Source organism: Burkholderia glumae LMG 2196 = ATCC 33617 (assembly GCF_000960995.1).
Lineage (GTDB): Bacteria > Pseudomonadota > Gammaproteobacteria > Burkholderiales > Burkholderiaceae > Burkholderia > Burkholderia glumae.
Genome location: NZ_CP009435.1, coordinates 1,915,415 through 1,940,512, shown reverse-complemented (window position 1 = coordinate 1,940,512; position 25,098 = coordinate 1,915,415). Strand labels below are relative to the sequence as shown.

At 67.6% G+C, this 25,098-nt stretch carries 21 protein-coding genes and 3 tRNA genes; 15 read left to right on the top strand and 9 right to left on the bottom strand.

Annotation, left to right across the window (positions count from 1 at the left end):
• Positions 1 to 153: 153 nt before the first annotated feature.
• The 4 genes from xdhC to guaD all read left to right on the top strand — a co-directional run bounded on the left by xdhC (position 154) and on the right by guaD (position 5,051).
• Positions 154 to 1,176, top strand: coding sequence for a xanthine dehydrogenase accessory protein XdhC (gene xdhC, locus KS03_RS21365; RefSeq protein ID WP_012734920.1), 1,023 nt, complete (start codon positions 154 to 156; stop codon positions 1,174 to 1,176).
• Positions 1,177 to 1,193: 17 nt separating this feature from the next.
• Positions 1,194 to 2,219, top strand: a complete 1,026-nt coding sequence (locus KS03_RS21360; protein ID WP_012734919.1) for an adenosine deaminase — start codon at positions 1,194 to 1,196, stop codon at positions 2,217 to 2,219.
• A gap of 98 nt (positions 2,220 to 2,317) precedes the next feature.
• A complete protein-coding gene (locus tag KS03_RS21355; protein WP_012734918.1) occupies positions 2,318 to 3,694 on the top strand; it encodes an NCS2 family permease in 1,377 nt (458 codons plus the stop codon).
• Positions 3,695 to 3,737: 43 nt separating this feature from the next.
• Complete coding sequence (gene guaD, locus KS03_RS21350; protein WP_012734917.1) at positions 3,738 to 5,051, top strand: guanine deaminase; 1,314 nt, start codon at positions 3,738 to 3,740, stop codon at positions 5,049 to 5,051.
• A 146-nt stretch (positions 5,052 to 5,197) separates the two neighbouring features.
• Here guaD and KS03_RS21345 read toward each other — a convergent pair whose 3' ends face one another.
• Positions 5,198 to 5,908: a DUF4136 domain-containing protein gene (locus KS03_RS21345; RefSeq protein ID WP_012734916.1), complete on the bottom strand. Its 711-nt coding sequence runs from the start codon at positions 5,906 to 5,908 to the stop codon at positions 5,198 to 5,200.
• 214 nt (positions 5,909 to 6,122) lie between these two features.
• Between KS03_RS21345 and pepN the strand changes: the two genes are divergently transcribed.
• Complete coding sequence (gene pepN / locus KS03_RS21340; protein WP_012734915.1) at positions 6,123 to 8,825, top strand: aminopeptidase N; 2,703 nt, start codon at positions 6,123 to 6,125, stop codon at positions 8,823 to 8,825.
• Between the two features lie 111 nt (positions 8,826 to 8,936).
• On the opposite strand, the gene metE is transcribed toward pepN, so the two are convergent.
• Complete coding sequence (gene metE / locus KS03_RS21335) at positions 8,937 to 11,213, bottom strand: 5-methyltetrahydropteroyltriglutamate--homocysteine S-methyltransferase (protein WP_012734914.1); 2,277 nt, start codon at positions 11,211 to 11,213, stop codon at positions 8,937 to 8,939.
• Between the two features lie 131 nt (positions 11,214 to 11,344).
• On the opposite strand from metE, the gene KS03_RS21330 reads away from it, so the two are divergent.
• The 6 genes from KS03_RS21330 (at position 11,345) to KS03_RS21305 (ending at position 15,570) form a co-directional block, all read left to right on the top strand.
• Positions 11,345 to 12,277, top strand: coding sequence for a LysR family transcriptional regulator (locus KS03_RS21330; protein WP_012734913.1), 933 nt, complete (start codon positions 11,345 to 11,347; stop codon positions 12,275 to 12,277).
• A gap of 111 nt (positions 12,278 to 12,388) precedes the next feature.
• Positions 12,389 to 13,408, top strand: a complete 1,020-nt coding sequence (locus KS03_RS21325; RefSeq protein WP_012734912.1) for a class 1 fructose-bisphosphatase — start codon at positions 12,389 to 12,391, stop codon at positions 13,406 to 13,408.
• A gap of 237 nt (positions 13,409 to 13,645) precedes the next feature.
• A tRNA-Thr gene (locus KS03_RS21320) sits at positions 13,646 to 13,721 on the top strand.
• 303 nt (positions 13,722 to 14,024) lie between these two features.
• A complete protein-coding gene (locus KS03_RS21315; RefSeq protein ID WP_012734911.1) occupies positions 14,025 to 14,276 on the top strand; it encodes a GlsB/YeaQ/YmgE family stress response membrane protein in 252 nt (83 codons plus the stop codon).
• Between the two features lie 348 nt (positions 14,277 to 14,624).
• Complete coding sequence (locus KS03_RS32350) at positions 14,625 to 14,771, top strand: hypothetical protein (protein WP_012734910.1); 147 nt, start codon at positions 14,625 to 14,627, stop codon at positions 14,769 to 14,771.
• Between the two features lie 208 nt (positions 14,772 to 14,979).
• Entirely contained in the window at positions 14,980 to 15,570 is a 591-nt protein-coding gene (locus tag KS03_RS21305) for a chorismate mutase (RefSeq protein WP_012734909.1), read from the top strand.
• Positions 15,571 to 15,671: 101 nt separating this feature from the next.
• On the opposite strand, the gene KS03_RS21300 is transcribed toward KS03_RS21305, so the two are convergent.
• Together KS03_RS21300 and KS03_RS21295 are read right to left on the bottom strand one after the other, a co-directional pair.
• Positions 15,672 to 16,817: an exonuclease domain-containing protein gene (locus KS03_RS21300; RefSeq protein WP_012734908.1), complete on the bottom strand. Its 1,146-nt coding sequence runs from the start codon at positions 16,815 to 16,817 to the stop codon at positions 15,672 to 15,674.
• A gap of 117 nt (positions 16,818 to 16,934) precedes the next feature.
• Complete coding sequence (locus KS03_RS21295; protein ID WP_012734907.1) at positions 16,935 to 17,138, bottom strand: cold-shock protein; 204 nt, start codon at positions 17,136 to 17,138, stop codon at positions 16,935 to 16,937.
• Positions 17,139 to 17,536: 398 nt separating this feature from the next.
• On the opposite strand from KS03_RS21295, the gene KS03_RS21290 reads away from it, so the two are divergent.
• Entirely contained in the window at positions 17,537 to 17,797 is a 261-nt protein-coding gene (locus KS03_RS21290; protein ID WP_012734906.1) for a hypothetical protein, read from the top strand.
• Between the two features lie 551 nt (positions 17,798 to 18,348).
• A complete protein-coding gene (locus KS03_RS21285; RefSeq protein ID WP_012734905.1) occupies positions 18,349 to 19,500 on the top strand; it encodes a porin in 1,152 nt (383 codons plus the stop codon).
• A gap of 127 nt (positions 19,501 to 19,627) precedes the next feature.
• On the opposite strand, the gene greB is transcribed toward KS03_RS21285, so the two are convergent.
• Complete coding sequence (greB, locus tag KS03_RS21280; protein ID WP_012734904.1) at positions 19,628 to 20,188, bottom strand: transcription elongation factor GreB; 561 nt, start codon at positions 20,186 to 20,188, stop codon at positions 19,628 to 19,630.
• Positions 20,189 to 20,302: 114 nt separating this feature from the next.
• Here greB and KS03_RS21275 point away from each other — a divergent pair.
• Together KS03_RS21275 and KS03_RS21270 are read left to right on the top strand one after the other, a co-directional pair.
• Positions 20,303 to 20,379, top strand: a tRNA-Arg gene (locus KS03_RS21275).
• A 58-nt stretch (positions 20,380 to 20,437) separates the two neighbouring features.
• A tRNA-Arg gene (locus tag KS03_RS21270) sits at positions 20,438 to 20,514 on the top strand.
• An 85-nt stretch (positions 20,515 to 20,599) separates the two neighbouring features.
• On the opposite strand, the gene KS03_RS21265 is transcribed toward KS03_RS21270, so the two are convergent.
• The 4 genes from KS03_RS21265 to KS03_RS21250 all read right to left on the bottom strand — a co-directional run bounded on the left by KS03_RS21265 (position 20,600) and on the right by KS03_RS21250 (position 24,909).
• Positions 20,600 to 22,975, bottom strand: a complete 2,376-nt coding sequence (locus tag KS03_RS21265) for a RelA/SpoT family protein (protein WP_012734903.1) — start codon at positions 22,973 to 22,975, stop codon at positions 20,600 to 20,602.
• 66 nt (positions 22,976 to 23,041) lie between these two features.
• The gene (gene rpoZ / locus KS03_RS21260) at positions 23,042 to 23,245 is read right to left on the bottom strand and encodes a DNA-directed RNA polymerase subunit omega (RefSeq protein ID WP_006999799.1); all 204 of its coding nucleotides are present in this window, start codon (positions 23,243 to 23,245) and stop codon (positions 23,042 to 23,044) included.
• 59 nt (positions 23,246 to 23,304) lie between these two features.
• Positions 23,305 to 23,979 (bottom strand): guanylate kinase, encoded by a 675-nt coding sequence (gene gmk / locus KS03_RS21255; protein WP_012734902.1) that lies wholly within the window; start codon positions 23,977 to 23,979, stop codon positions 23,305 to 23,307.
• A gap of 6 nt (positions 23,980 to 23,985) precedes the next feature.
• The gene (locus KS03_RS21250; RefSeq protein WP_012734901.1) at positions 23,986 to 24,909 is read right to left on the bottom strand and encodes a YicC/YloC family endoribonuclease; all 924 of its coding nucleotides are present in this window, start codon (positions 24,907 to 24,909) and stop codon (positions 23,986 to 23,988) included.
• Positions 24,910 to 25,098 lie beyond the last annotated feature (189 nt).

Below are 25,098 nucleotides of genomic sequence, written 5' to 3'. Positions count from 1 at the left end.
CCATGTCCGTCGTGCGCACCGCGCCTCGACTTGCCGCACCGCGCGCGCGCCGCGGCGCGCGGGCAGCGCCGGCCCGCGTGCCGCGCGCCCGCTCACTCTGCCTGCCGCCCGCCGCCCACGCGGCCGCGGCGTACTGAGCGCGGAGGCGAACCCATGCAAACCTGGCTCACCGATGCCCAGCAACTGATCGCACACGGCGAAGCGGCCGTGCTCGTGACGGTCGCGCGCGCCGAAGGCTCGGTGCCGCGCGAGGCCGGCACCAAGATGCTCGTCACGCGCGACACCGCCCGCCACACGATCGGCGGCGGCCATCTCGAATGGAAGGCGATCGAGATCGCAAGGCAGTTGCTGAAGGACGGCTCGCACGTGTCGCACGCGCGCCGGCTCGAACGCATGGCGCTCGGCCCCAGCCTCGGCCAGTGCTGTGGCGGCGCCGTGACGCTCGGCTTCGAGCGGCTCGACATCGCCGATCTCGGCTGGATCACCTCGCTCGCCAAGCGCGTGGCCGCCGGCAACGCCACCGTGCGCAGCGTGTCGTTCGGCCCGGCGGCCGATCCGGTGATGCTGAGCGAGCCCGAGGCCGACGTGACGCGCGCCGACTGCCTGCTGTGGTCCACCGGCGACGTCTCGCTGATGACCGAGACGATCGCGCCGCACAGCTTCGCGGTGATGCTGTTCGGCGCGAGCCACGCCGCGGCCGCGCTCACGCGCGTGCTCGCGACGCTGCCATGCCGGGTGCGCTGGATCGACGGGCGCGACGCGCCGTTCCCGCCCGCCGAGGCGCTCGCCGGCATCGGCAACCTGACGGTGGAGGCGCGCGACGCGCCCGAACTCGCCGTCGCCGAAGCGGCGCCGCACACCTACTTCGTGGTGATGACGCACGATCACGCGTTCGACTTCGTGCTGGCCCAGCACATCCTGCGCCGCGGCGACTATGCCTACTTCGGCATGATCGGCTCGCGCACCAAGCGCCTCCAGTTCGATCAGCGCCTCGCCGCGAGCGGCATCGATCCCGCGCAGACCGCGCGGATGCGCTGCCCGATCGGCGTGGAAGGCATCCTCGACAAGGCCCCCGAGACGATCGCGATCTCGGTGGCCGCGCAACTGCTGCAGGTGGTCGACTCGCACGCCGCCCCGGCCCGGGCGGAAGGCGCAGCGGCCTCCCCTCAAATCTGACCGACCGACACCCAACCATGACCCCTGACTTCCGCAACAAGATCGCGCTCGCCCCGAAAGCCGAGCTGCACATCCACATCGAAGGCTCGCTGGAGCCGGAACTGATCTTCCAGCTCGCCAAGCGCAACGGCGTGAAGCTCGCCTACGACTCGATCGAGGCGCTGCGCGCGGCCTATGCGTTCACCGACCTGCAATCGTTCCTCGATATCTACTACGCCGGCGCGAGCGTGCTGCTGCACGAGCAGGACTTCTACGACATGACGGCCGCCTACGTCGAGCGGGCGCTGGCCGACAACGTGGTCCATGCCGAGATCTTCTTCGATCCGCAGACCCATACCGAGCGCGGCGTGTCGATCGAGACGGTGGTGGCCGGCATCGACCGCGCGCTCGCCGACGCCGAACGGCGCGGCCTGTCGAGCCGGCTGATCCTCTGCTTCCTGCGCCACCTCTCCGAGGAGGACGCGCTCGCCACCTACGAAGCCGCGCTGCCGCTGTTCGAGCGGTACTCGCACCGGCTGATCGGCGTCGGCCTCGATTCGTCCGAGCGCGGCCACCCGCCCTCGAAGTTCGCGCGCGTGTTCGCCAAGGCTCGCGAACGCGGCCTGAAGCTGGTCGCGCACGCCGGCGAGGAGGGGCCGCCCGCCTATGTCATCGAGGCGCTCGACCTGCTCAAGGTGGATCGCGTCGATCACGGCGTGCGCAGCATCGAGGACGCCGAGCTGATCGCGCGGCTCGCCGACTCGCGCATCGCCTTGACGGTCTGCCCGCTGTCGAACCTGAAGCTGCGCGTGTTCGACGACATGGCCCAGCACACGCTGAAGCAGCTGCTCGACAGCGGCGTGGCCGTCACCATCAATTCCGACGATCCGGCCTACTTCGGCGGCTACGTCAACGACAACTACTTCGCCACCGTCGCGGCGCTCGGCCTCGACGAACGCGAGGTCTACAGCGTGATCCGCAACGGCTTCGAAGCTTCGTTCATCGACGCGTCCGAACGCGCCGCGCGGATCGCGCAACTCGATTCGCACTGGCATCCGGCATGACGCCCGCGTCCTGCCGAGGAAGCCGGTGCATCCGCTCCGCGCGGCATCGCGCGGACGCACCGTCGTCCCCATAACAGAGACTGAGGAGAGCTTTCCCGATGGACACGTACAACGGCAGCAAGGCCCCGGCCACGAGTTCGTGGCTCGACCGATTCTTCGGCATCCGCGAGTCCGGCTCGCGGCTGCGCACGGAAATCGTCGCGGGCGTCACGACGTTCCTGACGGCGATGTACATCATCGTCGTCAATCCCGGCATCCTGTCTCAGGCAGGCGTGCCGTTCGCGTCGGCGCTGACCGCCACCGTGATCGTCAGCTTCCTCGGCAGTTGCGCGATGGGCCTGTACGCACGCAATCCGGTGCTGGTCGCGCCGGGCATGGGCATGAACGCGTTGTTCGCGTTCGTGATGGTCCACGGCGGCAGGATGCCGTGGCAGACCGCGCTCGGCTGCGTGTTCTGGGCCGGCGTGATCTTCGCCGTGCTGGCCGCGTTCAACGCGCGCAAGCTGGTGGTGGACGCGATCCCGCCCAACCTGCGGCACGCCGTGTCGTGCGGCATCGGCCTCTTCATCTGCCTGATCGGGCTCGTCAACGCGAAGTTCGTGGTGGGCGATCCGGTGACCGTCGTGCATGCGGCGTCGCTGAACCCGGTGATCGTGACGTTCCTCGCCGGGCTCGCGATCACCACCGTGCTGGTGGTGCGCCGCGTGACGGGCGCGCTGATGATCGGCATCGTCGCCACCACGCTGCTGGCGGTGCCGATCGGCCGGATCTGGGGCGACGGCAGCGCCTACTGGCCCGCCGCGATCGCCACCCGGACGCTGGTGAACTGGAACGGCCTGGTGGCGGTGCCCGACTTCTCCGGAATCGGCCAGCTCGACCTGCTCGGCGCGCTCAAGGTGGCCTACTGGCCGTTCATCTTCGTGATGCTGTTCACCGCCTTCTTCGACGCGCTGTCCACCTTCATGGCGATCTCGGAGGCCGGCAACCTGGTCGATCGCGACGGCAATCCGCGCAACATTCGCCAGTCGATGATGGTGGACGCGTTCTCGGCGTTGGTCTCGGCGCCGCTCGGCACGAGCCCCGCGAACGCCTACATCGAGTCGGCCGCCGGCATCTCGGCGGGCGGGCGCACCGGCCTCGTGGCGGTGGTGGCCGGGCTCTGCTTCCTGCCGTTCCTCGTGCTCTCGCCGCTGCTCTCGCTGGTGCCCGCGATCGCCACCGCGCCCGCGCTAATCCTGGTGGGCGTGTTCATGATGGAGTCGATCACGAAGATCGAATGGCACCGCTTCGACGAGGCGATCCCCGCCTTCATCGCGATGGTGCTGATCCCGCTCACCTACTCGATCACCGACGGCATCGCCTACGGCTTCCTCGCGTTCGTGGTGCTGAAGCTGTTCACCGGGCGCCGCCGCGAAATCAAGCCGGCGATGTGGATCGTCGCCGCGCTTTCGGGCGTGCTGCTCGCGCAGCTTTGAGGCCGCCGGTGCGCCCCGTTCATCTGTCGCAGGAGTTTCGCCCATGACCCAATCCGCGTTTCGCGCCCGGCTGCTGACGTTTCGCGGCGACCCCGCGCACACCGACGAGGCCGCCGTCTTCGAGGAGGACGGCCTGCTGATCGTCGATGCGGCGGGCCGGGTGGTCGCGGCCGGCGCCCACGCGGCGCTGGCCGGCCGCCTCGCGCCCGATGCGCAGGTCACCACGCTCGGCGACAAGCTGATCGTGCCCGGCTTCATCGACGCGCACGTCCACTATCCGCAGACCGACATGATCGCCTCGCCGGCGCCGGGCCTGCTGCCGTGGCTCGACACCTACACGTTCCCGACCGAGCGGCGCTTCGCGGACCCCGAGCATGCGCGCGAGGTGGCCTCGTTCTTCATCGACACGCTGCTGGCGAGCGGCACCACCACCGCGCTCGTCTACTGCACGGTCCACCGGCAGTCGGCCGAGGCGCTGTTCGAGGCGAGCGAGGCGAAGAACCTGCGGATGGCCGCGGGCAAGGTGCTGATGGACCGCAACTGCCCCGAGTTCCTGCGCGACACGGCGCAGTCGGGCCACGACGACAGCGCCGCGCTGATCGAGCGCTGGCACGGCCGCGGCCGGCAGATGTACGCGCTCACGCCGCGCTTCGCGCCGACCTCGACGCCGGCCCAGCTCGAGGCCTGCGCCGCGCTCGCGCGCCGTCATCCCGACGTGTTCGTGCAGAGCCACGTGGCCGAGAACGTCGACGAGGTGAAGTGGGCCGCCGAGCTGTTCCCCGGACACCGCAGCTATCTCGACATCTACGATCGCCACGGCCTGCTGCGCCCGCGTGCCGTCTACGGCCACTGCATCCACCTCGACGACGAGGACCGGCGCCGGATCGCCGAGACCGGCACGGTGATCGCGCATTGCCCGACCTCGAACTTGTTCCTGGGCAGCGGCCTGTTCGATTTCGACCGCGCCACCGCGCAGCGCGTGCAGTTGTCGCTCGCCACCGATGTCGGCGGCGGCACCTCGTTCTCGATGCTGCAGACCATGAACGAGGCGCACAAGATCGCGCGGCTGTCAGGCCATCACCTCAGCGCGACGCGGATGTTCTGGCTCGCCACGGCGGGCGCCGCGCGCGCGCTCGCGCTCGACGCGCAGGTCGGCACCCTCGCGCCGCGCGCCGAGGCCGACTTCGTGGTGCTCGACCCGCGCGCCACGCCGCTGCTCGCGCGCCGCACCGCGCGCGCCGCCTCGCTGGAGGAACTGCTGTTCGCGTTCGCGATGCTTGGCGACGACCGCGCGGTCCACAGCACCTGGTCGGCCGGCCGCTGCGTGCATCGGCGCGGCGAGGCCGCGGCCGCCTGAGCCGCGGCGCAACGGCGCCGGCAACGGCGCAGCCGCGTCCGGACATGAGAAAGGCCCGCTGCGATCCCTCGCACCGGGCCTTTCTCATGGGTTGCCGCCGCCGCGCCGGCCCGGACGGACGCCGGGCCGGCCGTTCGCGCCCGGGCCTAGTTCGCGCCCGCCGGGGCCGGTGTGGCGGAAGCCGGTGCCGCCGGCACCGCGCGCTCATTCGACGCGGGCGGCGCGAACTCGCCGCCGCGTGTCACCGGCAGCCGCACGACCCGCATCTCGCCGTTGCCGAGCGGGAAGTCGGCGAGCGCCGAGCGCACCAGGTACGGCATCGCCGCGACGAGCGAATCGCCGCCGCCGGTGTTGCGCGCGCTGACGTTATAGACCTCGCGCCCGGTCGCCCGCTCGGTGATGCGCAGGTTCAACGAGCGCTGGTAGACCTGATAGGTCTGGTTCACGTAGCCGGCCGGGAACGGCCCGCCCCACGGCCCGAACGGCCCCCACGGGCCACCGCGCCAGAACGGCCCCGGGCCGAACCACGGATCGTAATAAACGGGCTGCGGCACCGACACCAGATCGCTCTTGACGCCATAGGTCAGCTTCACCAGATAACGCGCATCGGCCTGCGGCACACGGCGAAACGACAAGTTGGACAGCTCGTTCGCGACGATCTGCTCGTAGGTCGCCTGTTCCAGGCTGTTCTGCTCGCCGGGCGTGCGCGTGAACGCATAGGTGCGCGTCGCGTCGCTGCCGCTCCAATCGGAAAATGCCGTGACCTGGGTGTTTACGTAGCTCGCGCACCCCGACAGCAGCGCGGCGCAGGCCGCCGCGAGCCAGACGGCGGCACAAAACGTTCGATTCGCTTTCATTCCGATCCTCTTCCTCGATTCCCTTTGCGTATGCCAGGGGCGTTGCCCGGGAGTGGCCCGCCTCGCGATCATACGCCGCGCGCCGCCGCCGGCAACCACAGGGCAGACCGCCGGCAGGCCCGAAAGTTCGGTCCGCGCGACCGGCCAAGCCTTTGTACAATGACGCCAGCCGCTTGTCACGAGCGGCTCACGAACTCATCACCGACTGACCGACATGTCCGATACCGCCGCCCATTCCGCCGTGATCCGCCGCGCCGACTATACGCCGCCAGCGTTCCTCATCGACAGCGTCGCCCTCGAATTCGACCTGATGCCCGAGCGCACGGTCGTGCGCAACACCATGCGCCTGCGCCGCAACCCCGACGCCGCGCCCGCGCCGCACCTCGAACTGCTCGGCGAGTCGCTCGAATTCATCGCGGCGCAAATCGACGGCCAGCCGGCCGCGGCGGTGCGCGCCCACGAGCACGGCCTGAGCGTCGAGAACGTGCCGGACGCGTTCGAGCTCGTGATCGACAGCGCCTGCTCGCCGGCCGCCAACACCACGCTGTCCGGCCTCTACGTGTCGGGCGGCAACTTCTTTACACAGTGCGAGGCGGAAGGCTTTCGCCGCATCACCTACTTCCTCGACCGGCCCGACGTGATGTCGACCTACACGGTCACGCTGCGCGCCGAGCGCGAGGCCTACCCGGTGCTGCTGTCGAACGGCAACCTGGTCGATTCGGGCCCGCTGCCCGACGGCCGCCACTTCGCGAAGTGGGAGGATCCGTTCCGCAAGCCGAGCTACCTGTTCGCGCTGGTCGCGGGCAAGCTCGTCGCGCTCGAGGAGACCATCACCACCGGTTCCGGCGCGAGCAAGCTGCTGCAGGTCTGGGTCGAGCCGGCCGACCTCGACAAGACGCGTCACGCGATGGATTCGCTGATCCACTCGATCCGTTGGGATGAAAAACGCTTCGGCCTCGAGCTCGACCTGGACCGCTTCATGATCGTCGCCGTGAGCGACTTCAACATGGGCGCGATGGAGAACAAGGGGCTCAACATCTTCAACACGAAGTACGTGCTGGCGAACCCGGAAACGGCCACCGACATCGATTTCTCGAACATCGAGGCGGTGGTCGGCCACGAGTATTTCCACAACTGGACCGGCAACCGCGTGACCTGCCGGGACTGGTTCCAGCTGAGCCTGAAGGAAGGTCTGACGGTGTTTCGCGACCAGGAGTTCTCGGCCGACATGGCCGCCGGCGAGGAAGACGACGCGGGCGCGCGCGCCGTCAAGCGCATCGAGGACGTGCGCGTGCTGCGCCAGCTCCAGTTCGCCGAGGACGCCGGCCCGATGGCGCACCCGGTGCGCCCCGAGAGCTACGTCGAGATCAACAACTTCTATACGATGACCGTCTACGAGAAGGGCTCGGAAGTCGTGCGGATGTACCAGACGCTGCTGGGCCGCGACGGCTTCCGGCGCGGCATGGACCTCTACTTCAAGCGCCACGACGGCCAGGCCGTGACCTGCGACGATTTCCGCCACGCGATGGCCGACGCCAACGGCCGCGACCTCGCGCAGTTCGAGCGTTGGTACAGCCAGGCCGGCACGCCGCGGGTGGCCGTGAAGACTGCCTACGACGCGGCCGCGAAACGCTACACGGTCACCCTGAGCCAGGCTTACGGCGAGGGGTCGCCGGCCGCCCGCGAGACCCAGAAGGGCCCGCTGCTGATCCCGTTCGCGATCGGCCTGATCGGCCCCGACGGCCGGGATCTGCCGTTGCGCCTGGACGGCGAGGCCGAGGCTGGCGCCACCACGCGCGTGCTCGAACTGACCGAGACGCAGGCAAGCTACAACTTCGTCGACGTCGCGGCCGAGCCGCTGCCCTCGCTGCTGCGCAATTTCTCGGCGCCGGTGATCGTCGACTACGACTATCGCGATGATCAGCTCGCGTTCCTGCTCGCGCACGACAGCGATCCGTTCAACCGCTGGGAGGCAGGCCAGCGGCTCGCCACGCGCGCGCTGCTCACGCTCGCCGACACGGCCGCCGCGGGCGGCGAGCTGACGCTCGACGACGCGTTCGTCGATGCGTTCCACCGCGTGCTGGTGGACGACTCGCTGTCGCCGGCATTCCGCGAACTGGCCTTGACGCTGCCGTCCGAGGCCTATCTGGCCGACCAGATGCGCGAGGCGAACCCGGCCGCGGTCCACCGCGCGCGCCAGTTCGTGCGGGGCCGGCTGGCCGCCGCGCTGCGCGCCGACTGGCTCGCGATCCACGAACGGCACCGCACGCCGGGCGCCTACGCGCCGACGCCGGAAGACGCCGGCCGCCGCGCGCTGAAGAATCTCGCGCTCGCCTACCTCACCGAGCTCGACGCGCCCGACGAAGCCGTGCGCCTCGCCACCGCCCAGTACGACGTGGCCGACAACATGACCGACCGCGCCGCCGCGCTCGGCGCGCTGCTCTCGGCCTCGGTCGCCTCGCAAGCGGCCGAGGCACCGGCGCGCAAGGCGCTCGCCGATTTCTACACGCGCTTCGAGAAGGAGGCGCTGGTGATCGACAAGTGGTTCTCGATGCAGGCCACGCGGCGCGGCACGGCCGCCCGTCCGACGCTCGACACGGTGCGCGAACTGCTCTCGCACCCGGCCTTCAACCTGAAGAATCCGAACCGCGCGCGCTCGCTGATCTTCAGCTTCTGCGCCGCGAATCCGGCGCAGTTCCATGCCGCCGACGGCTCGGGCTACGCGTTCTGGGCCGACCAGGTGCTGGCGCTCGACGCCATCAACCCGCAGGTGGCCGCGCGGCTGTCGCGTTCGCTCGAAAACTGGCGGCGCTTCACGCCGGCACTGCGCGAGCCGATGCGCGCCGCGCTCGAACGCGTCGCGGCCAGCGCGAAGTCGCGCGACGTTCGCGAGATCGTCGGCAAGGCACTGGCGTAAGCACGGCGGCTGCCCAGCCGACCCGGCCGGGCCGCGTCGACCAGACGGCCGGCGCCGCTTGAGCGGCGCCGGCCGTTTTTTCATGGCGGCGGCACGCGGGACGCCGCGTGCTCAACCGAACGCGGCCACCTGCTCGCGCAGGCGTCGTGCCGCGCCGACCAGCGCGTGCAGCGCCGCGTCCACCTGCGCCCATTCGCGTTCGCGCAGCCCGCAGTCCGGATTGACCCACAGGCGCGTGGCCGGCACCCGTTCGAGCGCGGCCGCGAGCCGTGCCGCGATCTCGTCCTCGTCGGGCACGCGCGGCGAATGGATGTCGTAGACGCCCGGGCCGATCGCATTCGGATAGCCGGTGTCGAGCAGCGTGCCGTTCGAATGCGTGGTCTCGATCGAGATCACGTCGGCATCGAGCGCGGCGATCGCCGGCAGCACGTCGTCGAGCGAGGCATCGCAGATATGGGTGTGGATCTGCGTGTCGTCCGCGACCCCCGACGAGGCCACCCGGAACGCGCGCACCGCCAGGTCGAGGAACGCCGCGCGCCCGGCAGCCGCGAGCGGCAGGCCGTCGCGCAGCGCCGGCTCGTCGATCTGGATCATGCCGATGCCGGCCTTCTCCAGCTCGATCGTTTCCTGGCGCAGCGCCAGCGCAAGCTGCAGCGCGACCGTCTCGCGCGGCAGGTCGTCACGCACGAACGAACGCTGCAGCAGCGTCATGGGCCCGGTCAGCAGGCCCTTCACCGGCTTGTCGGTCAAGCTCTGCGCGTACTGCGTCCAGCCGACCGTCATCGGCTCGGGCAGGTAGACGTCGCCATAGACGATCGGCGGCTTCACGCACGCGGCAGGGCCGCGCTGCACCCAGCCCGCCTCCGTCACCGCGCAGCCCCACAGCTGCCCGGCGAAGAACTCCACCATGTCGTCGCGCTCCGCCTCGCCGTGCACCAGGACGTCGAGCCCGTAATGGAGCTGCTTGTCGATCGCGTAGCGGATCTGCTCGCGCATCGCCTCCAGATAGCCGAGGTGATCGAGCGCGCCGCGCCGAAACGCCTCGCGCGTGTCGCGCAGGCCGTCCGTGCATGGAAACGAGCCGATCGTGGTGGTCGGCAGCGGCGGCAGCGCGAAGCGCGCCTGCTGGCGGGCCGCGCGCACCGCATAGGGCGAGCCGCGGCGCAGGTCGGCTTCGCCGAGCGCCGCGACGCGCCGCTCGACCAGCACGTTGCGCACGCGCGGCGACGCGGCGCGCGCCTCGGCGGCACGGCGCGCCTCGTCGAGCGCGCCGGCCACCGCCTCACGGCCCCGCACCAGCGCGTCGCGCAGCAGCGCCACCTCGCGCGCCTTCTGGGCCGCAAACGCGAGCCATGATTTCAGCTCCTCGTCGAGCTTCGTCTCGGCGCGCAAATCGACCGGCACGTGCAGCAGCGAGCAGCTGGTGGCCACCCACAGCCGGTCGCCGAGCGCGGCGCGGGCCGCCGCGAGGCGCGCATGCGAACGGTCGAGATCGTTGCGCCAGACGTTGCGGCCGTCGACGACGCCGCACGAGAGCACCTTGTCGGCCGGCCAGCCGGCGAGGAAGGCGTCGAGCTGCGCGTCGGCGCGCGCCAGGTCGAGGTGCAGGCCCGCCACCGGCAGCGCCTTCAGGCGCGCGGCCAGCGCCGAGACGTCGCCGAAGCCGGTGGTCAGCAGCAGCTTCGGCGCGCCGTCGGCCAGCGCCGCGCAGGCCGGCTGCAGCGCATCGAGCCACGCCTCGGGCAGTTCGAGCGCAAGCACCGGCTCGTCGATCTGCACCCATTCGACGTGCTGCGCGGCCAGCCGCGCGAGCAGCGCGCGGTACGCGGCCAGCAGCGCGGGCAGCAGCGCCAGCCGGTTGCCGAGCCCGCCGCGCGAACGGCCGAGCCAGAGCAGCGTGAGCGGCCCCACCAGCGCGACCTTGACCGAATGGCCGAGCGCCTGCGCCTCCGCCACCTCGTCGAACAGCCAGCCGACACCGGGCCCGAACGCGGTATCGGGACCGAATTCCGGCACCACGTAACGATAGTTCGTATCGAACCAGGCCGCGGTTTCCATCGCCGGCCGCGAGCCGGTGCCGCGCAGCGCGTCGAACAGCGCGTCGAGCGTCAGCCGCTCGGGATCGGCGCCGAAGCGGCGCGGCAGCCCGCCCAGATGCGCGAGCGTGGTCAGCACGTGATCGCCCCATGCGAAGTCGCCGGCCGTCACCAGATCGAGGCCCGCGGCGCGCTGCATCCGCCAGTTCTCCGCACGCACCGCGCGTCCGGTTTCGGCGAGCACGCGCAGGCCGTGCGCCGACCGGCCATCTCGCCAATAGTGCTCCAGCGCGTGCGCCGCCTCACGCTGCGCGCCGATACGAGGGAATCCCAATACATGCGCCCGGCTCATTGGTGTCCTCCAGATATGGGCTGCAGTCGATATGGGCTGCAGTATCGGATCTCGCTTATCATTACTCAAACGAAATTTTCTTGAGTTGAACATGAAAAATATTCAGGTTCACGCTGCTACTGAACGCCGCCATGAATCGCTCGCCGCTTGAGCTGCGCCATCTGCAGACCCTCACGGCGCTGCGCGATACCGGCAACCTGTCGCGCGCGGCTCAGGTGCTCTGCGTCACGCAGTCGGCGCTCTCGCATCAGTTGAAGGCGCTCGAGACCCACTACGGGCTGCCGCTATTCGTGCGCAAGTCCTCGCCGCTCGCGTTCACGGCGGCCGGCAAGCGGCTGCTCGCGCTGGCCGACCAGTTGGTGCCGGTAGTCGACGAGGCCGAGCGCGATCTCGCGCGGCTCGCGCAGGGCACGGGCGGCGCGCTGCGCATCGCGGTGGAGTGCCATACCTGCTTCGACTGGCTGATGCCGGCCATGGATGCATTCCGGCAGCGCTGGCCGGAGGTGGAGTTGGATATCGTTTCCGGTTTCCATGCCGATCCGGTCGGCCTGCTGCACCAGGACCGCGCCGATCTCGCGATCGTCGCCGAGACCGAGCCCGAGGACGGCGTCGAATTCCACCCGCTGTTCCGCTTCCAGATCGTCGGCCTGGTCGGCAACGACCACGCGCTCGCCAGGCGCGCCGCGCTCGTTGCCGACGATTTCCGCGACGAGACGCTGATCACCTACCCGGTGCCCGACGACATGCTCGACATCGTCCGCCAGGTGCTGCGCCCGGCCGGCATCGAGCCGAAGCGGCGCACCTCGGAACTGACCGTGGCGATCCTGCAACTGGTGGCGAGCCGGCGCGGCGTGGCCGCGCTGCCGCTGTGGGCCGTCGCCACCTATCTCGACAAGCATTACGTCACCTCGCGGCCGGTGCTGCGCGCAAGCGGCGCCACGCTGTCGGGCGAGCTGTATGCCGCCACGCTGCCGGCCTTCTCGCGGCGCCCCTATCTCGTCGATTTCGTGCGCACCATGCGTGCGACCAGCGTCGCGTCGCTACCCGAAATCGAGCTGTTGTGACCGGGCCGTCACGCCCGTGGCCGTGATACGGAACAAAAAGGCGGCGGTGCGTCAGGGCGGCGCGGGTAAAATTGCGAAAAACAGCTATTTTCCCGCCTCTCGGAGCTCAGCATGTCCCTTTCCCGACGTACCACGCTGTCGAAGTATCTGATCGAGCAGCAACGCGAGAACCACAACCTTCCCGCCGACCTGCGCCTGCTGATCGAAGTCGTCGCGCGCGCCTGCAAGGCGATCAGCTTCCACGTCTCGAAGGGCGCGCTCGGCGACGCGCTCGGCACGGCCGGCAGCGAGAACGTGCAAGGCGAGGTGCAGAAAAAGCTCGACATCCTGTCGAACGAAATCCTGCTCGACGCGAACGAATGGGGCGGCAATCTCGCCGCCATGGCTTCGGAGGAAATGGAAACGTTCTTCCCGATTCCCGAGAATTACCCGCGCGGCGAATACCTGCTGGTGTTCGATCCGCTCGACGGCTCCTCGAACATCGACGTGAACGTCTCGATCGGCACGATCTTCTCGGTGCTGCGCTGCCCGCACGGCCAGCAGGCCACCGAGCAGTCGTTCCTGCAGCCCGGCGTCAAGCAGGTGGCAGCCGGCTATGCCGTCTACGGCCCGCAGACGGTGCTGGTGCTGACCACCGGCCACGGCGTGAACTGCTTCACGCTCGACCGCGAGCTCGGCTCGTGGGTGCTGACGCAGAGCAACATGCGGATTCCGGCCGACACGCGCGAATACGCGATCAACGCCTCGAACGCACGCCACTGGCATGAACCGGTCAGGCGCTATATCGACGAGCTGAACGCCGGCGCCGACGGCCCGCGCGGCGAGAACTTCAACATGCGCTGGATCGCCTCGATGGTGGCCGACGTCCACCGCATCCTGAACCGCGGCGGCGTATTCATGTATCCGGCCGACGCCCGCACGCCCGACCGCCCCGGCAAGCTGCGCCTGATGTATGAAGCCAACCCGATGTCCTTCATCGTGGAGCAGGCGGGCGGGGCCGCGTCGACCGGCACCGAGCGCATCCTCGAGGTGCAGCCGACCGGCCTGCATCAGCGCGTGCCGGTGATCCTCGGCTCGAAGCACGAGGTCGAACGCGTGGTCCGCTACCACCAGGAAGCAGCCGCCAGATAAGGCCCGCGCGGCGCCGTTGCGGCGGCGCCGCAAAAAAGCCCGCACGGCGCGGCGGATGTGCTTCCTCCCCTGCGTTTTTCATCGTAGAATTCGGGCCGTTGAAAGACTCGGGGACAGATGATCGGCAACGTTCGTCGCGAATCTGGAGCCGGCACGATCAGCGCGAAAGTTTGAAATTTCTTCGCCAGACCTCTTGCCAGCTTCGCAGAAATCACCCTATAATTTCATTTCTTTGTTGCCGGTGTAGCTCAGTTGGTAGAGCAGCGCATTCGTAATGCGAAGGTCGTAGGTTCGACTCCTATCTCCGGCACCATCCGAATCAAGCAAAAAGCCCGATCCTCGTGATCGGGCTTTTTGCTTTGCAGCATGCTCGCGCTCCTGCACTTCTGTCCCGCCTTTTGCGCCCGCGATGGCAGCAGCATGGGCGATCCTGGCCCGCCTGCAAAATCATTGGTAATCCCTTCCGGCGCTGTCTAACATTACTTAACGCTCCTGACCCGGCTATTGCAGTACATTGCGTGGAGCATCCGGCCCGGGCGGCAGTTCGCGCTGCCGATTCGCATCGCGATGCCCGCGGCCGGTTCGTTGCGTAGCATCCCAACCTGGAGGAACCATCATGGCTCATGGCTTGATTATGTGGCTCATCATCGGCGCCATCGCCGGCTGGCTGGCTGGCCTGCTCGTGAAGGGCGGGGGCTTCGGCCTGGTCGTCGACATCATCGTCGGCATCGTCGGCGCCATCATCGGCGGCTGGCTCGCAGGCGTGCTCGGCATCTCGATCGGCAGCGGCTTCTTCGCGTCGATCATCGTCGCCGTGATCGGCGCGGTCATCCTGCTGTTCATCATCCGGCTGTTCCGGCGCGCCTAGCCGCCCGCCCACCGCAGCCCGGCGCGCGCCCGAACGGCGCGCCGGGCCGCCTGCCCGCCTAGGCACCATCTCTGGCCGCCTCGCCCCGCCTCGCGCTCCCCGCCTCGCCGCTCCACGCATAGCTCAGACTGCTGCACCGCCGGGCAAATGCGCCGTCCCTGCGCCACGCGCGGGCGCAGCCGAAAAAGGTGCGCGCGCATCCATTTTCCCGGTAACGCCAGCTCGGCCAACCACGCCACGAGCCACCCGGGTGTGCGGTTTAAGCAACACCGACAAATTGAAACGATTCCTCACTGGAAAAATTGAAGACGGACGGCTGATAATCATCAAAGCGCAAGGAGAATGATCATGGACGAAAAGCCGACTCGCATGCCGCCTCCCGAAACAGTGATGAGCCCGGACCCGGACCCGGTGGCCGTCGAGTTCCTCGCGGAACTGCCCGACCATGTGCGCGCGTTTTTCGACGAGCAGCACAAGCTGGGCACGCCGAAGTAAGGGCCGGTCGAACGTCGCGAATTGCCGCGCCACCGCGTTCGACTCCTTCCGTCCATTCCCTTCCTCGCTGCCGCAGGCTACCCGACTCCCTCGCCGGGTCGGCTGCGCGCATCGGATTTCGTTTGCGGCGCCCGCGCGCGCCGCAGATTCGTTTATGCTGCTCGTTTTCCCCTATGCCGGGCAAGCCACCGGCGCCCGCCGATCCGCCATGACTCTGCCGATTCGCTCGACCCTCGCGCTCGCGTCCCTCGCCGCCTTGCTCGCCCTGCCACTGCCGGCCTCCGCCGATGGCGACGACACACCGCTCACCAACCTCGTCGCACTGGCTTCGCAGCGCATCGCGCTGGCCGAGCCGGTGGCCCGCTGGAAATGGGCGCATCACAAGCCGATCGAAGACAAGCCGCGCGAAGCACAATTGCTCGCCGATGTAGAACGCCGCGCGGAGGCAAGCGGGGTCGATCGCGATTACGCGCACGCGTTTTTCTCGGATCAGATCGAGGCGAGCAAGCTCATGCAGAACGCGTTGTTCGCGAAGTGGCGCGCAACGCGGGCGCCGGACGGCACGCCTCCCGATCTGGCCACCACCACGCGTCCGCAGTTCGACCGGCTCACCCAGTCGATGATCGGCGCGCTCGCACGCGTCGCGCCGCTTCGCAACGCGCCCGACTGCCAGTCGCGCCTGGCACGCAGCGTTGCCGACTGGAAGGCGATGACGCGCTACGACTCGAGCCAGACGCCCGCGCTCAATGCTGCGCTGGCACACGTCTGCGCCGGCGGCGGCGTCAGCGCGGTCGGCTGACCCGGCACCCGGCATCGAAGGTGCGGCCCAGCCTTGCTGCGCCGCACCACTGCGCGCAGCGCGCGCACCCCGCCGCCGCCTGACCGGTCGGCGGATGCCGCCTACCGCGATGCCGCCAGCGCGAGGGCCGGCAGCGCGATCGTCGGCACACCGCGCGCGAGATGGGTCTGGAGAATCCGGAACACGGCTGCATTGAAGCGGCCGTCGTCTGCGGCGGCAGCCAGCGCGCGCGCCGCCTCGATATCGGCGACGGTGCCCAGATAGCGCCAGCGATCGACCACGTGATACGACACCGGCGCGTCGCCGTCGACGATCGCCATCGGACCGTCGAACGGCCAGGGCTCGCCGGCCGTGCCGCGCCGCGCGTCGCCGGCCTTGCGGTTGAAGGCCGGCGACAGCGCCGCAATCCAGTGCGCCTCGGCCAGCATCGCGCCGAGTTCGCCGCCCGTCTCGCGCCATTCCACGCGCCGCACCTGCTCGGCGAGCCGCCGCTCCCTGGCCGAGCGCCGCTCGCCCGTGAGCAGTGCGCGCAGGCGGTTGCGCACCCGCACGCTGCGCCCCACGTAGAGCGGCGCATCGCCCTCGCCGAACAGCGCGTACGCGCCGCAGCCGGACGGCGCGCGCTCGAGATCGTCCTCGGTCAGCTCACCCGCCAGCCGGTAGCGGCGCGTGGTCTGCGCGATCTGCTCGGCGAGCCGCTCGGACGGAATCGTCTCGTGCAGGCGCCGCCAGAACTGCCAGACGAGATCGGCGTCGGCCAGCGCGCGATGCCGCGCGTTCGGCACCAGCGCGTGACGCTCGATCAGCGCGTCAAGGCCATGGCGCGATTCGCGCGGGAACAGTGCGCGCGACAGTCGCACCGTGCAGAGCACGTCGGGATTGAAGGCGTAACCGGCGCGCTCGAATTCGGCGCGCAGGAAGCCGCGGTCGAAGCTCGCGTTGTGCGCGATGAAGAACCGCCCCTCGAGCCGCGCGTAAAGCGCGGCCGCAATGGAGGCGAAGCTCGGTGCGCCGCGCACCATCGCGTCGGTAATGCCGGTCAATTGCTGAATGAAGGCCGGGATCGGCTGGCAAGGATCGATCAGCGAGCTCCAGGTGGAAACGCCATTCGGGCCGACCTCGACAACGCCGATCTCGGTGATTCGGTGTTCGGTCGCGGAACCGCCCGTGGTCTCGAGGTCGACGAACGCGAGTGGGCCATCGGCGGCCGGGAAAAACGAAGACAAAGGCGAAGACGAATCGGACATGTCAGCAGTAAGCGATACCGGTTGGAACACGCGAAACAGCGCGCATGCTGCCGATTCTACCCGCCAAAAACACAAAGCCCCCGCCAAAGCGGGGGCCGGACTCCGGGTCAACCCGGATTACAGCGCCTGGATGTTCGCTGCCTGCTTGCCTTTCGGCCCGGTCTTCACGTCGAACGAGACACGCTGATTTTCCTTCAGCGTCTTGAAGCCGTCCATGCGGATTTCCGAGAAGTGCGCGAACAGGTCTTCGCCACCGTTGTCCGACGTAATAAAGCCAAAGCCCTTAGCATCGTTAAACCATTTCACGATACCGGTATCCATATTCCTGATTCCCCAAACGATTATAAATAAAACGAGCAACTCGTGAGTGCCGTCACCGAAAGCCTCGGCCCCGCTAAACCTGATGGACGATGAGCAGTAAGCACCGCAGACTTCGTGGTGCTTTTATAAATGGGAGGCTCTGGGCTCGTCAAGAAAATTCTTCAAATCTTCTTATCGGACTTGACCTCGATCGCGATGGAAACGGTACGCCATCAACAAAATGGAGCATTTAGTCACGTACAACCTGTCATTATTGCTAGGGGTATTCATTTTAATTAACAGAAAAGCAAAAAATACCGATCGGGTGAAAAATAGCGATTACTTGGTATTTGTCCGGGTTGGCATGGACAGCCGGTTTTGCGATGCTGGACCAAGCTAGGGAAGCACAGGGGGCGGATATGCTGCTCGACAGACTGAAACGTTTCGCGCACCGGCTCGGCATGCGGCATCGCCATAAGGAGATCAAGGCGGCGCCCGCGGCCCACCCGCTTGATGCCGAATTCGACACCACCTGGCACGGTGACCATTGGCAGAACCTGCTCGCCTCACCGCTGGATGCGCGGCACTATGTGATGGAAGACTGGGCTCAGCCGGCCGGCGTGGTGCCGGCATGCGAAGCCTCAGACGCCAAGCCGGCACCACGGAGCCGCCGCAATTGAATCCGGCCGGCAGGCTGCGTCAACGGCCGCCGAGCAATGGCAAAAAAAAGCGCGACCGGGAAGTCGCGCCGACAAAGGTTTGGAGATCTTTTCCGTCAACGAAAAAGTCTGCTTCGGAAAGCAGCGAAGCCAGTATAACGATTGCACCGTGCCGCATTAGCGGCGGTCTTCACAAACGTCTATTGTCGAAGACTCAACAATCCCGCGTACCGCCCCACCTCCAATTCGGCCCGACTCATCGCGCGTTTCTGTCGCCACCACGCAACGGCCGAGCTTTGCTCGCGACGCCGACCCATTCCCGCCGAACCGCGGCTTTCCTTGTCTGACAAAGGTTTCCGGGCGATTTTTGATCATTTCTTAAACTTAAATTCATTATTGCTTAAAGTGCAAGCCACGAAGATGGCCAGCTCCCTCTTACACTTCGCTCGGGTTTGGAGATTTGCGGCGCCTTGTGGCGCCACCCTGAACACGCCGCACTGCGCTCTACCCGGTGCTGGCCGACTATCCCGCGTTGCGGAGGACCTGCGCCTCCGCCTGATGGAGATGAATCAATGAAAAAGACTCTACTCGTGGCTGCGCTTTCGGGCGTCTTCGCAACGGCTGCACATGCTCAGAGCAGCGTGACGCTGTACGGCCTGATCGACGCCGGCATCACCTACGCGAACAACCAGGGCGGCCACAGCGCGTGGTCGGAAACGAGCGGCTCGGTCAACGGCAGCCGCTGGGGCCTGCGCGGCAATGAAGATCTGGGCGGCGGCCTGAAGGCGATCTTCGTGCTCGAAAACGGTTTCGGCATCAACAACGGCACGTTCAAGCAAGGCGGCCGCGAATTCGGCCGTCAGGCATATGTGGGCCTCGGCCACAGCCAGTTCGGCTCGGTCACGCTCGGCCGCCAGTACGACAGCGTCGTGGACTTCCTCGGCCCGCTGTCGCTGACGGGCTCGCAATACGGCGGCACGCAGTTCGCCCACCCGTTCGACAATGACAACCTGAACAACTCGTTCCGCGTCAACAACTCGGTCAAGTACACGAGCGTCAACTACGGCGGCCTGAAGTTCGGCGGCCTGTACGGCTTCTCGAACAGCGGCCAGTTCTCGAACAACCGCGCATTCAGCGGCGGCGTGTCGTATTCGTACCTCGGCTTCAACTTCGCAGCCGGCTACCTGCAACTCGACAACAACATCACCGGCCTCACGTCGGCGACGCTGTCGAACACGGGCGGCGCGGTGGCGGGCGACAACACCTTCGTCGGCAAGCGCCAGCGCGTGTTCGGCGGCGGCCTGAGCTACACGTTCGGCCCGGCCACCGCAGGCTTCGTGTTCACGCAGACGCGCGTGAATCGTGCGCTCGGCATCGCGGCCAGCCCGTCGGGCACGGCGGCAGGCTTCGGTCTGGACGGCACCTTCGCGCGCTTCAACAACTACGAAGTCAACGCCCGCTACGCGCTCACGCCGGCCCTGTCGGTCGCCGGCTCCTGGACCTACACGGCCGGCTTCCTCGACGGCCGTCATCCGGGCTGGAACCAGTTCAACCTGCAGACCTCGTATGCGCTGTCCAAGCGCACCGACGTCTACCTGCAGGGCGAATACCAGCACGTCAGCAACGACGGCCTGGGGATCGGTGCCTACGTGAACGGTCTGGGCGGCGCTTCGTCGACGAACAAGCAGATCGCCGTCACGGCCGGCCTGCGTCACCGCTTCTGATCGAGCCTGTCCTGACCCGCCGCTGCCATCCGGCGGCGCGCATGACAAAAGCGCCCTGCGGGGCGCTTTTTTGCTTTGGGGCGGGGCCGATGCCGGCGTCAGGCCGGTGCGGCCGGCAGCCGGGCAGTCATGCGGCGGGCGCCGGGTAACGGACGTCGAGCACGTCCACGGGCTGCGGGCCGCCCGGCGTCACCAGCGTGACCGTATCGCCGATGCGCGCCTTCAGCAGCGCGCGTGCGATCGGCGAGACCCAACTGACGTGACCGCGGTCCAGATCGACCTCGTCGACGCCGACGATCGTGATGGTGTGCTCCTCGCCGTCCTCGGTCGCATAATCGACGGTCGCGCCGAAGAACACCTGATCGGTGCTCTCCTGCCGGCTCGCGTCGACCACCTCGGCCAGATCGAGCCGCTTGGTCAGGAAGCGGATGCGTCGATCGATCTCGCGCAGCCGCCGCTTGCCATAGATGTAGTCGCCGTTCTCGGAGCGGTCCCCGTTCGAGGCGGCCCACGAAACCAGCTTGACCACCTCGGGCCGTTCCTCGTCGATCAGTTGCAGCAACTCGTCGCGCAGCCGCTTATGACCGGCTGGCGTGATGTAGTTCTTCGCGCCGGCCGGGATCGGCGGCAAGGCCGCATCGAGCTCGTCATCGTCGCCGTCCGACTCCTTCACAAACGCCTTGTTCATTCCGTTCCAGACTACCCGTGAGATGCTTCAAGGGTACACGAATGGTCTTCACGAAGAAATTGGCGCCGAATACTTCCCTTTTCAAAAAACCTTGCTATAATCTCACTTCTGCGTGCGGCTGTAGCTCAGTTGGATAGAGTACTTGGCTACGAACCAAGGGGTCGTGGGTTCGAATCCTGCCAGCCGCGCCACCTTTTAACGGGTTGTCCTACGGGATCTCCCGGCAGTACGATGCAGTAGCGTTTGCGTGCGGCTGTAGCTCAGTTGGATAGAGTACTTGGCTACGAACCAAGGGGTCGTGGGTTCGAATCCTGCCAGCCGCGCCATATTTTGAAGGGCCTTCCTCCGGGAAGGCCCTTTTGTTTTTCGGGTCGGATTTTTCCTGGCCCGGCAGCCGGCGCCGCCGGCCTGTCAGTAGTCGTGCCGTTCCCGGTCGATGCGCATCCCGCCGTCGTGGCGCGTATGGGTCGTGTCGTCGCTCGACCGCTCGCGCATGATCCGCATCACGTCCGGGTTGGTTCGCACGCGCCGCATCACGTTCGCGAGGTGGACGCGGTCGCTCACCTGGATCACGAAGCGCAGCACCGTCGATTCGTGCGACAGATCCTCGTCCATCGCAATGTGGACGATATTCGCGTCGGCCGAGGTGATGTCGGCCGCGACGCGCGCGAAAATACCCTTGGTATTCTTCACCAGCGCCTTCACCGCCACGTCGAACAGGCGGCCCGGCTGCGGCGCCCAGGCAACGTCGATCCAGCGGCCCGGGTCGCGCCGGTGAATGCGCTGCGCCACGCGGCAATCCGTCGTATGGATCGCCATGCCCAGACCGATGCCGATGTAGCCCATGATGCTGTCGCCGGGAATCGGCCGGCAGCACGCCGAGAGCTGCACCGACATCCCCTCGGTGCCGGTGATCGCGACCGGCGGCGCGTTGTGCGCCGGACGGTCGGCGCGCGGCAGATCGTCGTCGGCGTCGCGCCCGCTCATCAGCACCTCGATGCGCTTGGCCATCACCGCGGGCACGCGCCGGCCGAGGCCGATGTCCGCGAAGATTTCCTGGCGGCTCTTGTTGCCGGTCCACTGCACGAGCTTGTCCCATACATCGGGCTGCACGTCGGCCAGCGCGAGACCGTAACCCTTGAGGCTCTGGTCGACGAGCCGTTCGCCGAGCTGCACCGATTCGTTCAGACGCATCGTCTTCAGGTAGTGGCGGATCGCCGAACGCGCCTTGCCGGTACGCACGAAGCCGAGCCAGACCGGGTTCGGCTTCGAGTACGGCGCCGTGATCACCTCGACGATGTCGCCGCTCTTGAGTTCGGTGCGCAGCGGCAGCAGTTCGTTGTTGATCTTGACCGCCACGCACTGGTTGCCGAGATCGCTGTGCACGGCGTAGGCGAAGTCGAGCGCCGTCGCGCCGCGCGGCAGCGCCATGATCTTCGACTTCGGCGTGAACACGTAGACGGCGTCGGGGAACAGGTCGATCTTGACGTGTTCGAGGAACTCGCTTGAGTCGCCCGCCTCGCTCTGAATATCGAGCAGCGACTTGAGCCACTGGTGGGCGCGCTTCTGCACGTCGTTGAGGTCGGCACCGCCATTCTTGTAGAGCCAGTGCGCGGCCACGCCTGCCTCGGCGATTTCGTGCATCTTGCGGGTACGGACCTGGAACTCGATCGGCGCGCCGAACGGGCCGACCACCGTGGTGTGCAGCGACTGGTAGCCGTTCACCTTCGGGATCGCGATGTAATCCTTGAACTTGCCCGGCACCGGCTTGTAGAGCGCATGCAGCGCACCGATGCAGGTATAGCACTCGAGCGGATGCTCGACCACCACGCGAAAGCCGTATACGTCGAGCACCTGCGAGAACGACAGCTGCTTGTCGCGCATCTTGCGGTAGATGCTGTAGATGGTCTTCTCGCGGCCGGTGATCTCGGCATCGAGCTTGGCGTCCACCACCGTGCGATGCGCGGCCTCGAGGATCTTGCCGACCACCTCGCGGCGATTGCCGCGCGCGGCCTTCACGGCCTTCTCGAGCGTCGCGTAGCGATGCGGGTTGAAGTTCGCGAAGCTCATCTCCTGCAGCTCGCGATAGGTGTTGTTCAGGCCGAGCCGATGCGCGATCGGCGCGTAGATGTCGAGCGTCTCGCGCGCCACGCGCCGGCGCTTCTCCATCGGCACCGCGCCGAGCGTGCGCATGTTGTGCAGGCGGTCGGCCAGCTTCACGAGGATCACGCGCACGTCGCGCGCCATCGCGAGCAGCATCTTGCGGAAGTTTTCCGCCTGCGCTTCCTCGCGGCTGCGAAACTCCATCTTGTCGAGCTTGGAGAGCCCGTCAACGAGCTCGGCCACCTTCGGGCCGAAGCGCTCAGCGAGTTCGCTCTTCATGACGCCCTGGTCCTCCATCACGTCGTGCAGCAACGCGGCCATGACGGCCTGGGCGTCGAGCTTCCAGCCGGCGCAGATTTCGGCGACGGCGACGGGATGGGTGATGTAGGGTTCGCCGCTCTGGCGATATTGACCGAGGTGGGCTTCGTCACTGAAGTGAAACGCCGCCTTCACCTCTTTGATTTCTTCCGGGGGCAGATACTCGGCAAGCGCGGCCGTCAGCTTCGCGATCGAAACGACGCCGTGCTTGCGAGGCTGCTCCGGCGTGGCGGTCGGCCCGAACAGGTGGCGAAACGACTGTTCGAGGACCGCGTCGATGTATTGCCGCGCCGGCGAGGTGGCCGTCGCTTCCGTGCTTTCGGCCGGGCCGGCTTCCGCGGAGGCGGACGATGGTGAGTTGCTCATATTCGCCTCCTCAGGTTGGCACGTCGGGTTGCACGGGACTACATGACTCGAGTGACCGAGTGTGCCTTAAACCGGCACTTTCTTCAGCATCTCGATGCCGACCTGGCCGGCCGCGATTTCGCGCAGCGCGACCACGGTGGGCTTGTCGCGGCTTTCGATCTTCGGCGTGTGGCCTTGCGCGAGCTGCCGCGCGCGGTAGGTGGCGGCGAGCGCCAGTTCGAAGCGGTTCGGGATCTGCTTCAGGCAGTCTTCGACGGTAATGCGAGCCATGGTGGGTGTTCCTTCTGAATATGTTGGCTATTCTACCTTATGTCCCTCGTCCCTCGCCTTCACTCGGCGTGCGGGAGATGGATGCCGAGCTCGATGAAAAGCTCGGTGTGGCGTGCGTATTGCGAGGCGAAGCGCAGCCGCGTGGCGGCCACGATGCGCCGCAACTCGGCCAGTGCCGTGTCGAAGTGCTCGTTGATCACCACGTATTCGGCCTCGGAAGCGTGCGCGATCTCGCTGCCCGCTGCGAGCAGGCGCCGCGTGATCACGTTCGGCTCGTCCTGGCCGCGTTTCTTCAGACGTTCCTCGAGGGCCGCGAGCGAGGGCGGCAGGATGAAGATCCCGACCGCGTTGCGGAACTGCTTCTTGACCTGCTGCGCGCCCTGCCAGTCGATCTCGAGCAGTACGTCGCGCCCGCTCGCCATCTGCTCCTCGATCCAGACGCGCGAGGTGCCGTAGTAGTTGCCGTGCACCTCGGCGCTTTCGAGGAATTCGTGCGCCGCATGGCGCGCGCGGAAGTCCTCGACGCTCGTGAAGTGATAGTGCTCGCCGTCCTGCTCGCCCGGGCGCGGCTTGCGCGTCGTGTACGAGATCGACAGGCGGATCTCGTCGTCCTGCGCGAGCAGCGCGTTCACGAGCGTCGACTTGCCGGCGCCCGACGGGGCCACCACCATGAACAGGTTGCCGGGATACGCGCCGGCATGCAGCGCGTGCGCGTCTCGGTTCGATTCGGTCATCTTGCGTTACTCCAGGTTTTGCACTTGCTCACGCATCTGCTCGATCAGCAGCTTGAGCGCCATCGATGCGTCGGCCAGCTCCTTGGCGGCCGCCTTCGAGCCCAGCGTGTTCGCCTCGCGGTTCAGTTCCTGCATCATGAAGTCGAGCCGCTTGCCCACGCGGCCCCCCTTCTCGATCACGTGGCGCGTCTCGTTCAGATGCGCGGTGAGCCGCTGCAGCTCTTCGGCGATGTCGATGCGAATTCCGTACATCGTCACTTCCTGACGGATGCGTTCGGCCGCTTCCTCGCGCGTGACCACCGTCTGCGCGCCCTCGGGCGCCGCGATGCCGAGCGCTTCCTGCAAGCGCTCGACGATCTTCTGCTGGTGCTTGGCGATCAGCTCCGGCACGAGCGGCGTGATGCGCGCGACGATCGCTTCCATCTCGGTGACGTTCGCAAGCAGCATCGTGGCCAGTTGCGCACCTTCGCGCGAGCGCACCACCACGAGCTCGCCGATCGCCTCCTTGCCGCAGGCCAGCACCGCGTCGCGCAGCGCCTCGACCGACACGCCGCTCTCGGCGAGCACACCGGGCCAGCGCAGGATCTCGCCTGCGCGCAGCCGCTCCGCGCCCGGAAACGCGGCCAGCACCGAGCGCTCCAGCTCGGCCAGCTGGCCGAGCGCGGTACCGTTGAGCGCGCCCGCCTGAGCGGTCTGCTCGCTGCGCTGCAGGTTGATGCGCACGTCGACCTTGCCGCGCGAGAGCTTCGTCATCAGCATCTCGCGCAAGGCCGGCTCGCAGACGCGCACGTCGTCCGGCATTCGGAAATTGAGGTCCAGGAAGCGCGAATTCACCGTGCGCAGTTCGACCGACACGCTGGTGGTGCCATTGCCGGAAGTGGCCACGAGTTCGCGCGTCGCGCTCGCGTAGCCCGTCATGCTGTAGATCATGGTTGGTCTCGCCGGTGAACGGGCCGCGGTGGCCCGGGATTCCAGAGGCGCCCGGTGCGGCCGAGGCACGGGGCGCGAAACCCGCATTATCCCATTTTTGACGCCGCCCCCTGCCTGCGGGGGGCGGTGCCCGCCTGCCCACCGCGCGCCACGCGGGCGCGGCCGATGCGCGGCGGCCTTGCGCGGTAA

Bases quoted from the DNA above. Each gene is read 5' to 3' on its own strand.
- gmk (WP_012734902.1), bottom strand. From the start codon at position 23,979: ATGACCGAATCGAACCGAGACGCGCACGCGCTGCATGCCGGCGCGTAT.
- xdhC (WP_012734920.1), top strand. From the start codon at position 154: ATGCAAACCTGGCTCACCGATGCCCAGCAACTGATCGCACACGGCGAA.
- KS03_RS21265 (WP_012734903.1), bottom strand. From the start codon at position 22,975: ATGAGCAACTCACCATCGTCCGCCTCCGCGGAAGCCGGCCCGGCCGAA.
- KS03_RS21325 (WP_012734912.1), top strand. From the start codon at position 12,389: ATGTCCCTTTCCCGACGTACCACGCTGTCGAAGTATCTGATCGAGCAG.
- KS03_RS21315 (WP_012734911.1), top strand. From the start codon at position 14,025: ATGGCTCATGGCTTGATTATGTGGCTCATCATCGGCGCCATCGCCGGC.
- KS03_RS21295 (WP_012734907.1), bottom strand. From the start codon at position 17,138: ATGGATACCGGTATCGTGAAATGGTTTAACGATGCTAAGGGCTTTGGC.
- pepN (WP_012734915.1), top strand. From the start codon at position 6,123: ATGTCCGATACCGCCGCCCATTCCGCCGTGATCCGCCGCGCCGACTAT.
- KS03_RS21290 (WP_012734906.1), top strand. From the start codon at position 17,537: ATGCTGCTCGACAGACTGAAACGTTTCGCGCACCGGCTCGGCATGCGG.
- KS03_RS21330 (WP_012734913.1), top strand. From the start codon at position 11,345: ATGAATCGCTCGCCGCTTGAGCTGCGCCATCTGCAGACCCTCACGGCG.
- KS03_RS21345 (WP_012734916.1), bottom strand. From the start codon at position 5,908: ATGAAAGCGAATCGAACGTTTTGTGCCGCCGTCTGGCTCGCGGCGGCC.
- KS03_RS21360 (WP_012734919.1), top strand. From the start codon at position 1,194: ATGACCCCTGACTTCCGCAACAAGATCGCGCTCGCCCCGAAAGCCGAG.
- KS03_RS21250 (WP_012734901.1), bottom strand. From the start codon at position 24,909: ATGATCTACAGCATGACGGGCTACGCGAGCGCGACGCGCGAACTCGTG.
- greB (WP_012734904.1), bottom strand. From the start codon at position 20,188: ATGAACAAGGCGTTTGTGAAGGAGTCGGACGGCGACGATGACGAGCTC.
- guaD (WP_012734917.1), top strand. From the start codon at position 3,738: ATGACCCAATCCGCGTTTCGCGCCCGGCTGCTGACGTTTCGCGGCGAC.
- KS03_RS21305 (WP_012734909.1), top strand. From the start codon at position 14,980: ATGACTCTGCCGATTCGCTCGACCCTCGCGCTCGCGTCCCTCGCCGCC.
- KS03_RS21300 (WP_012734908.1), bottom strand. From the start codon at position 16,817: ATGTCCGATTCGTCTTCGCCTTTGTCTTCGTTTTTCCCGGCCGCCGAT.
- KS03_RS32350 (WP_012734910.1), top strand. From the start codon at position 14,625: ATGGACGAAAAGCCGACTCGCATGCCGCCTCCCGAAACAGTGATGAGC.
- KS03_RS21285 (WP_012734905.1), top strand. From the start codon at position 18,349: ATGAAAAAGACTCTACTCGTGGCTGCGCTTTCGGGCGTCTTCGCAACG.
- metE (WP_012734914.1), bottom strand. From the start codon at position 11,213: ATGAGCCGGGCGCATGTATTGGGATTCCCTCGTATCGGCGCGCAGCGT.
- KS03_RS21355 (WP_012734918.1), top strand. From the start codon at position 2,318: ATGGACACGTACAACGGCAGCAAGGCCCCGGCCACGAGTTCGTGGCTC.
- rpoZ (WP_006999799.1), bottom strand. From the start codon at position 23,245: ATGGCTCGCATTACCGTCGAAGACTGCCTGAAGCAGATCCCGAACCGC.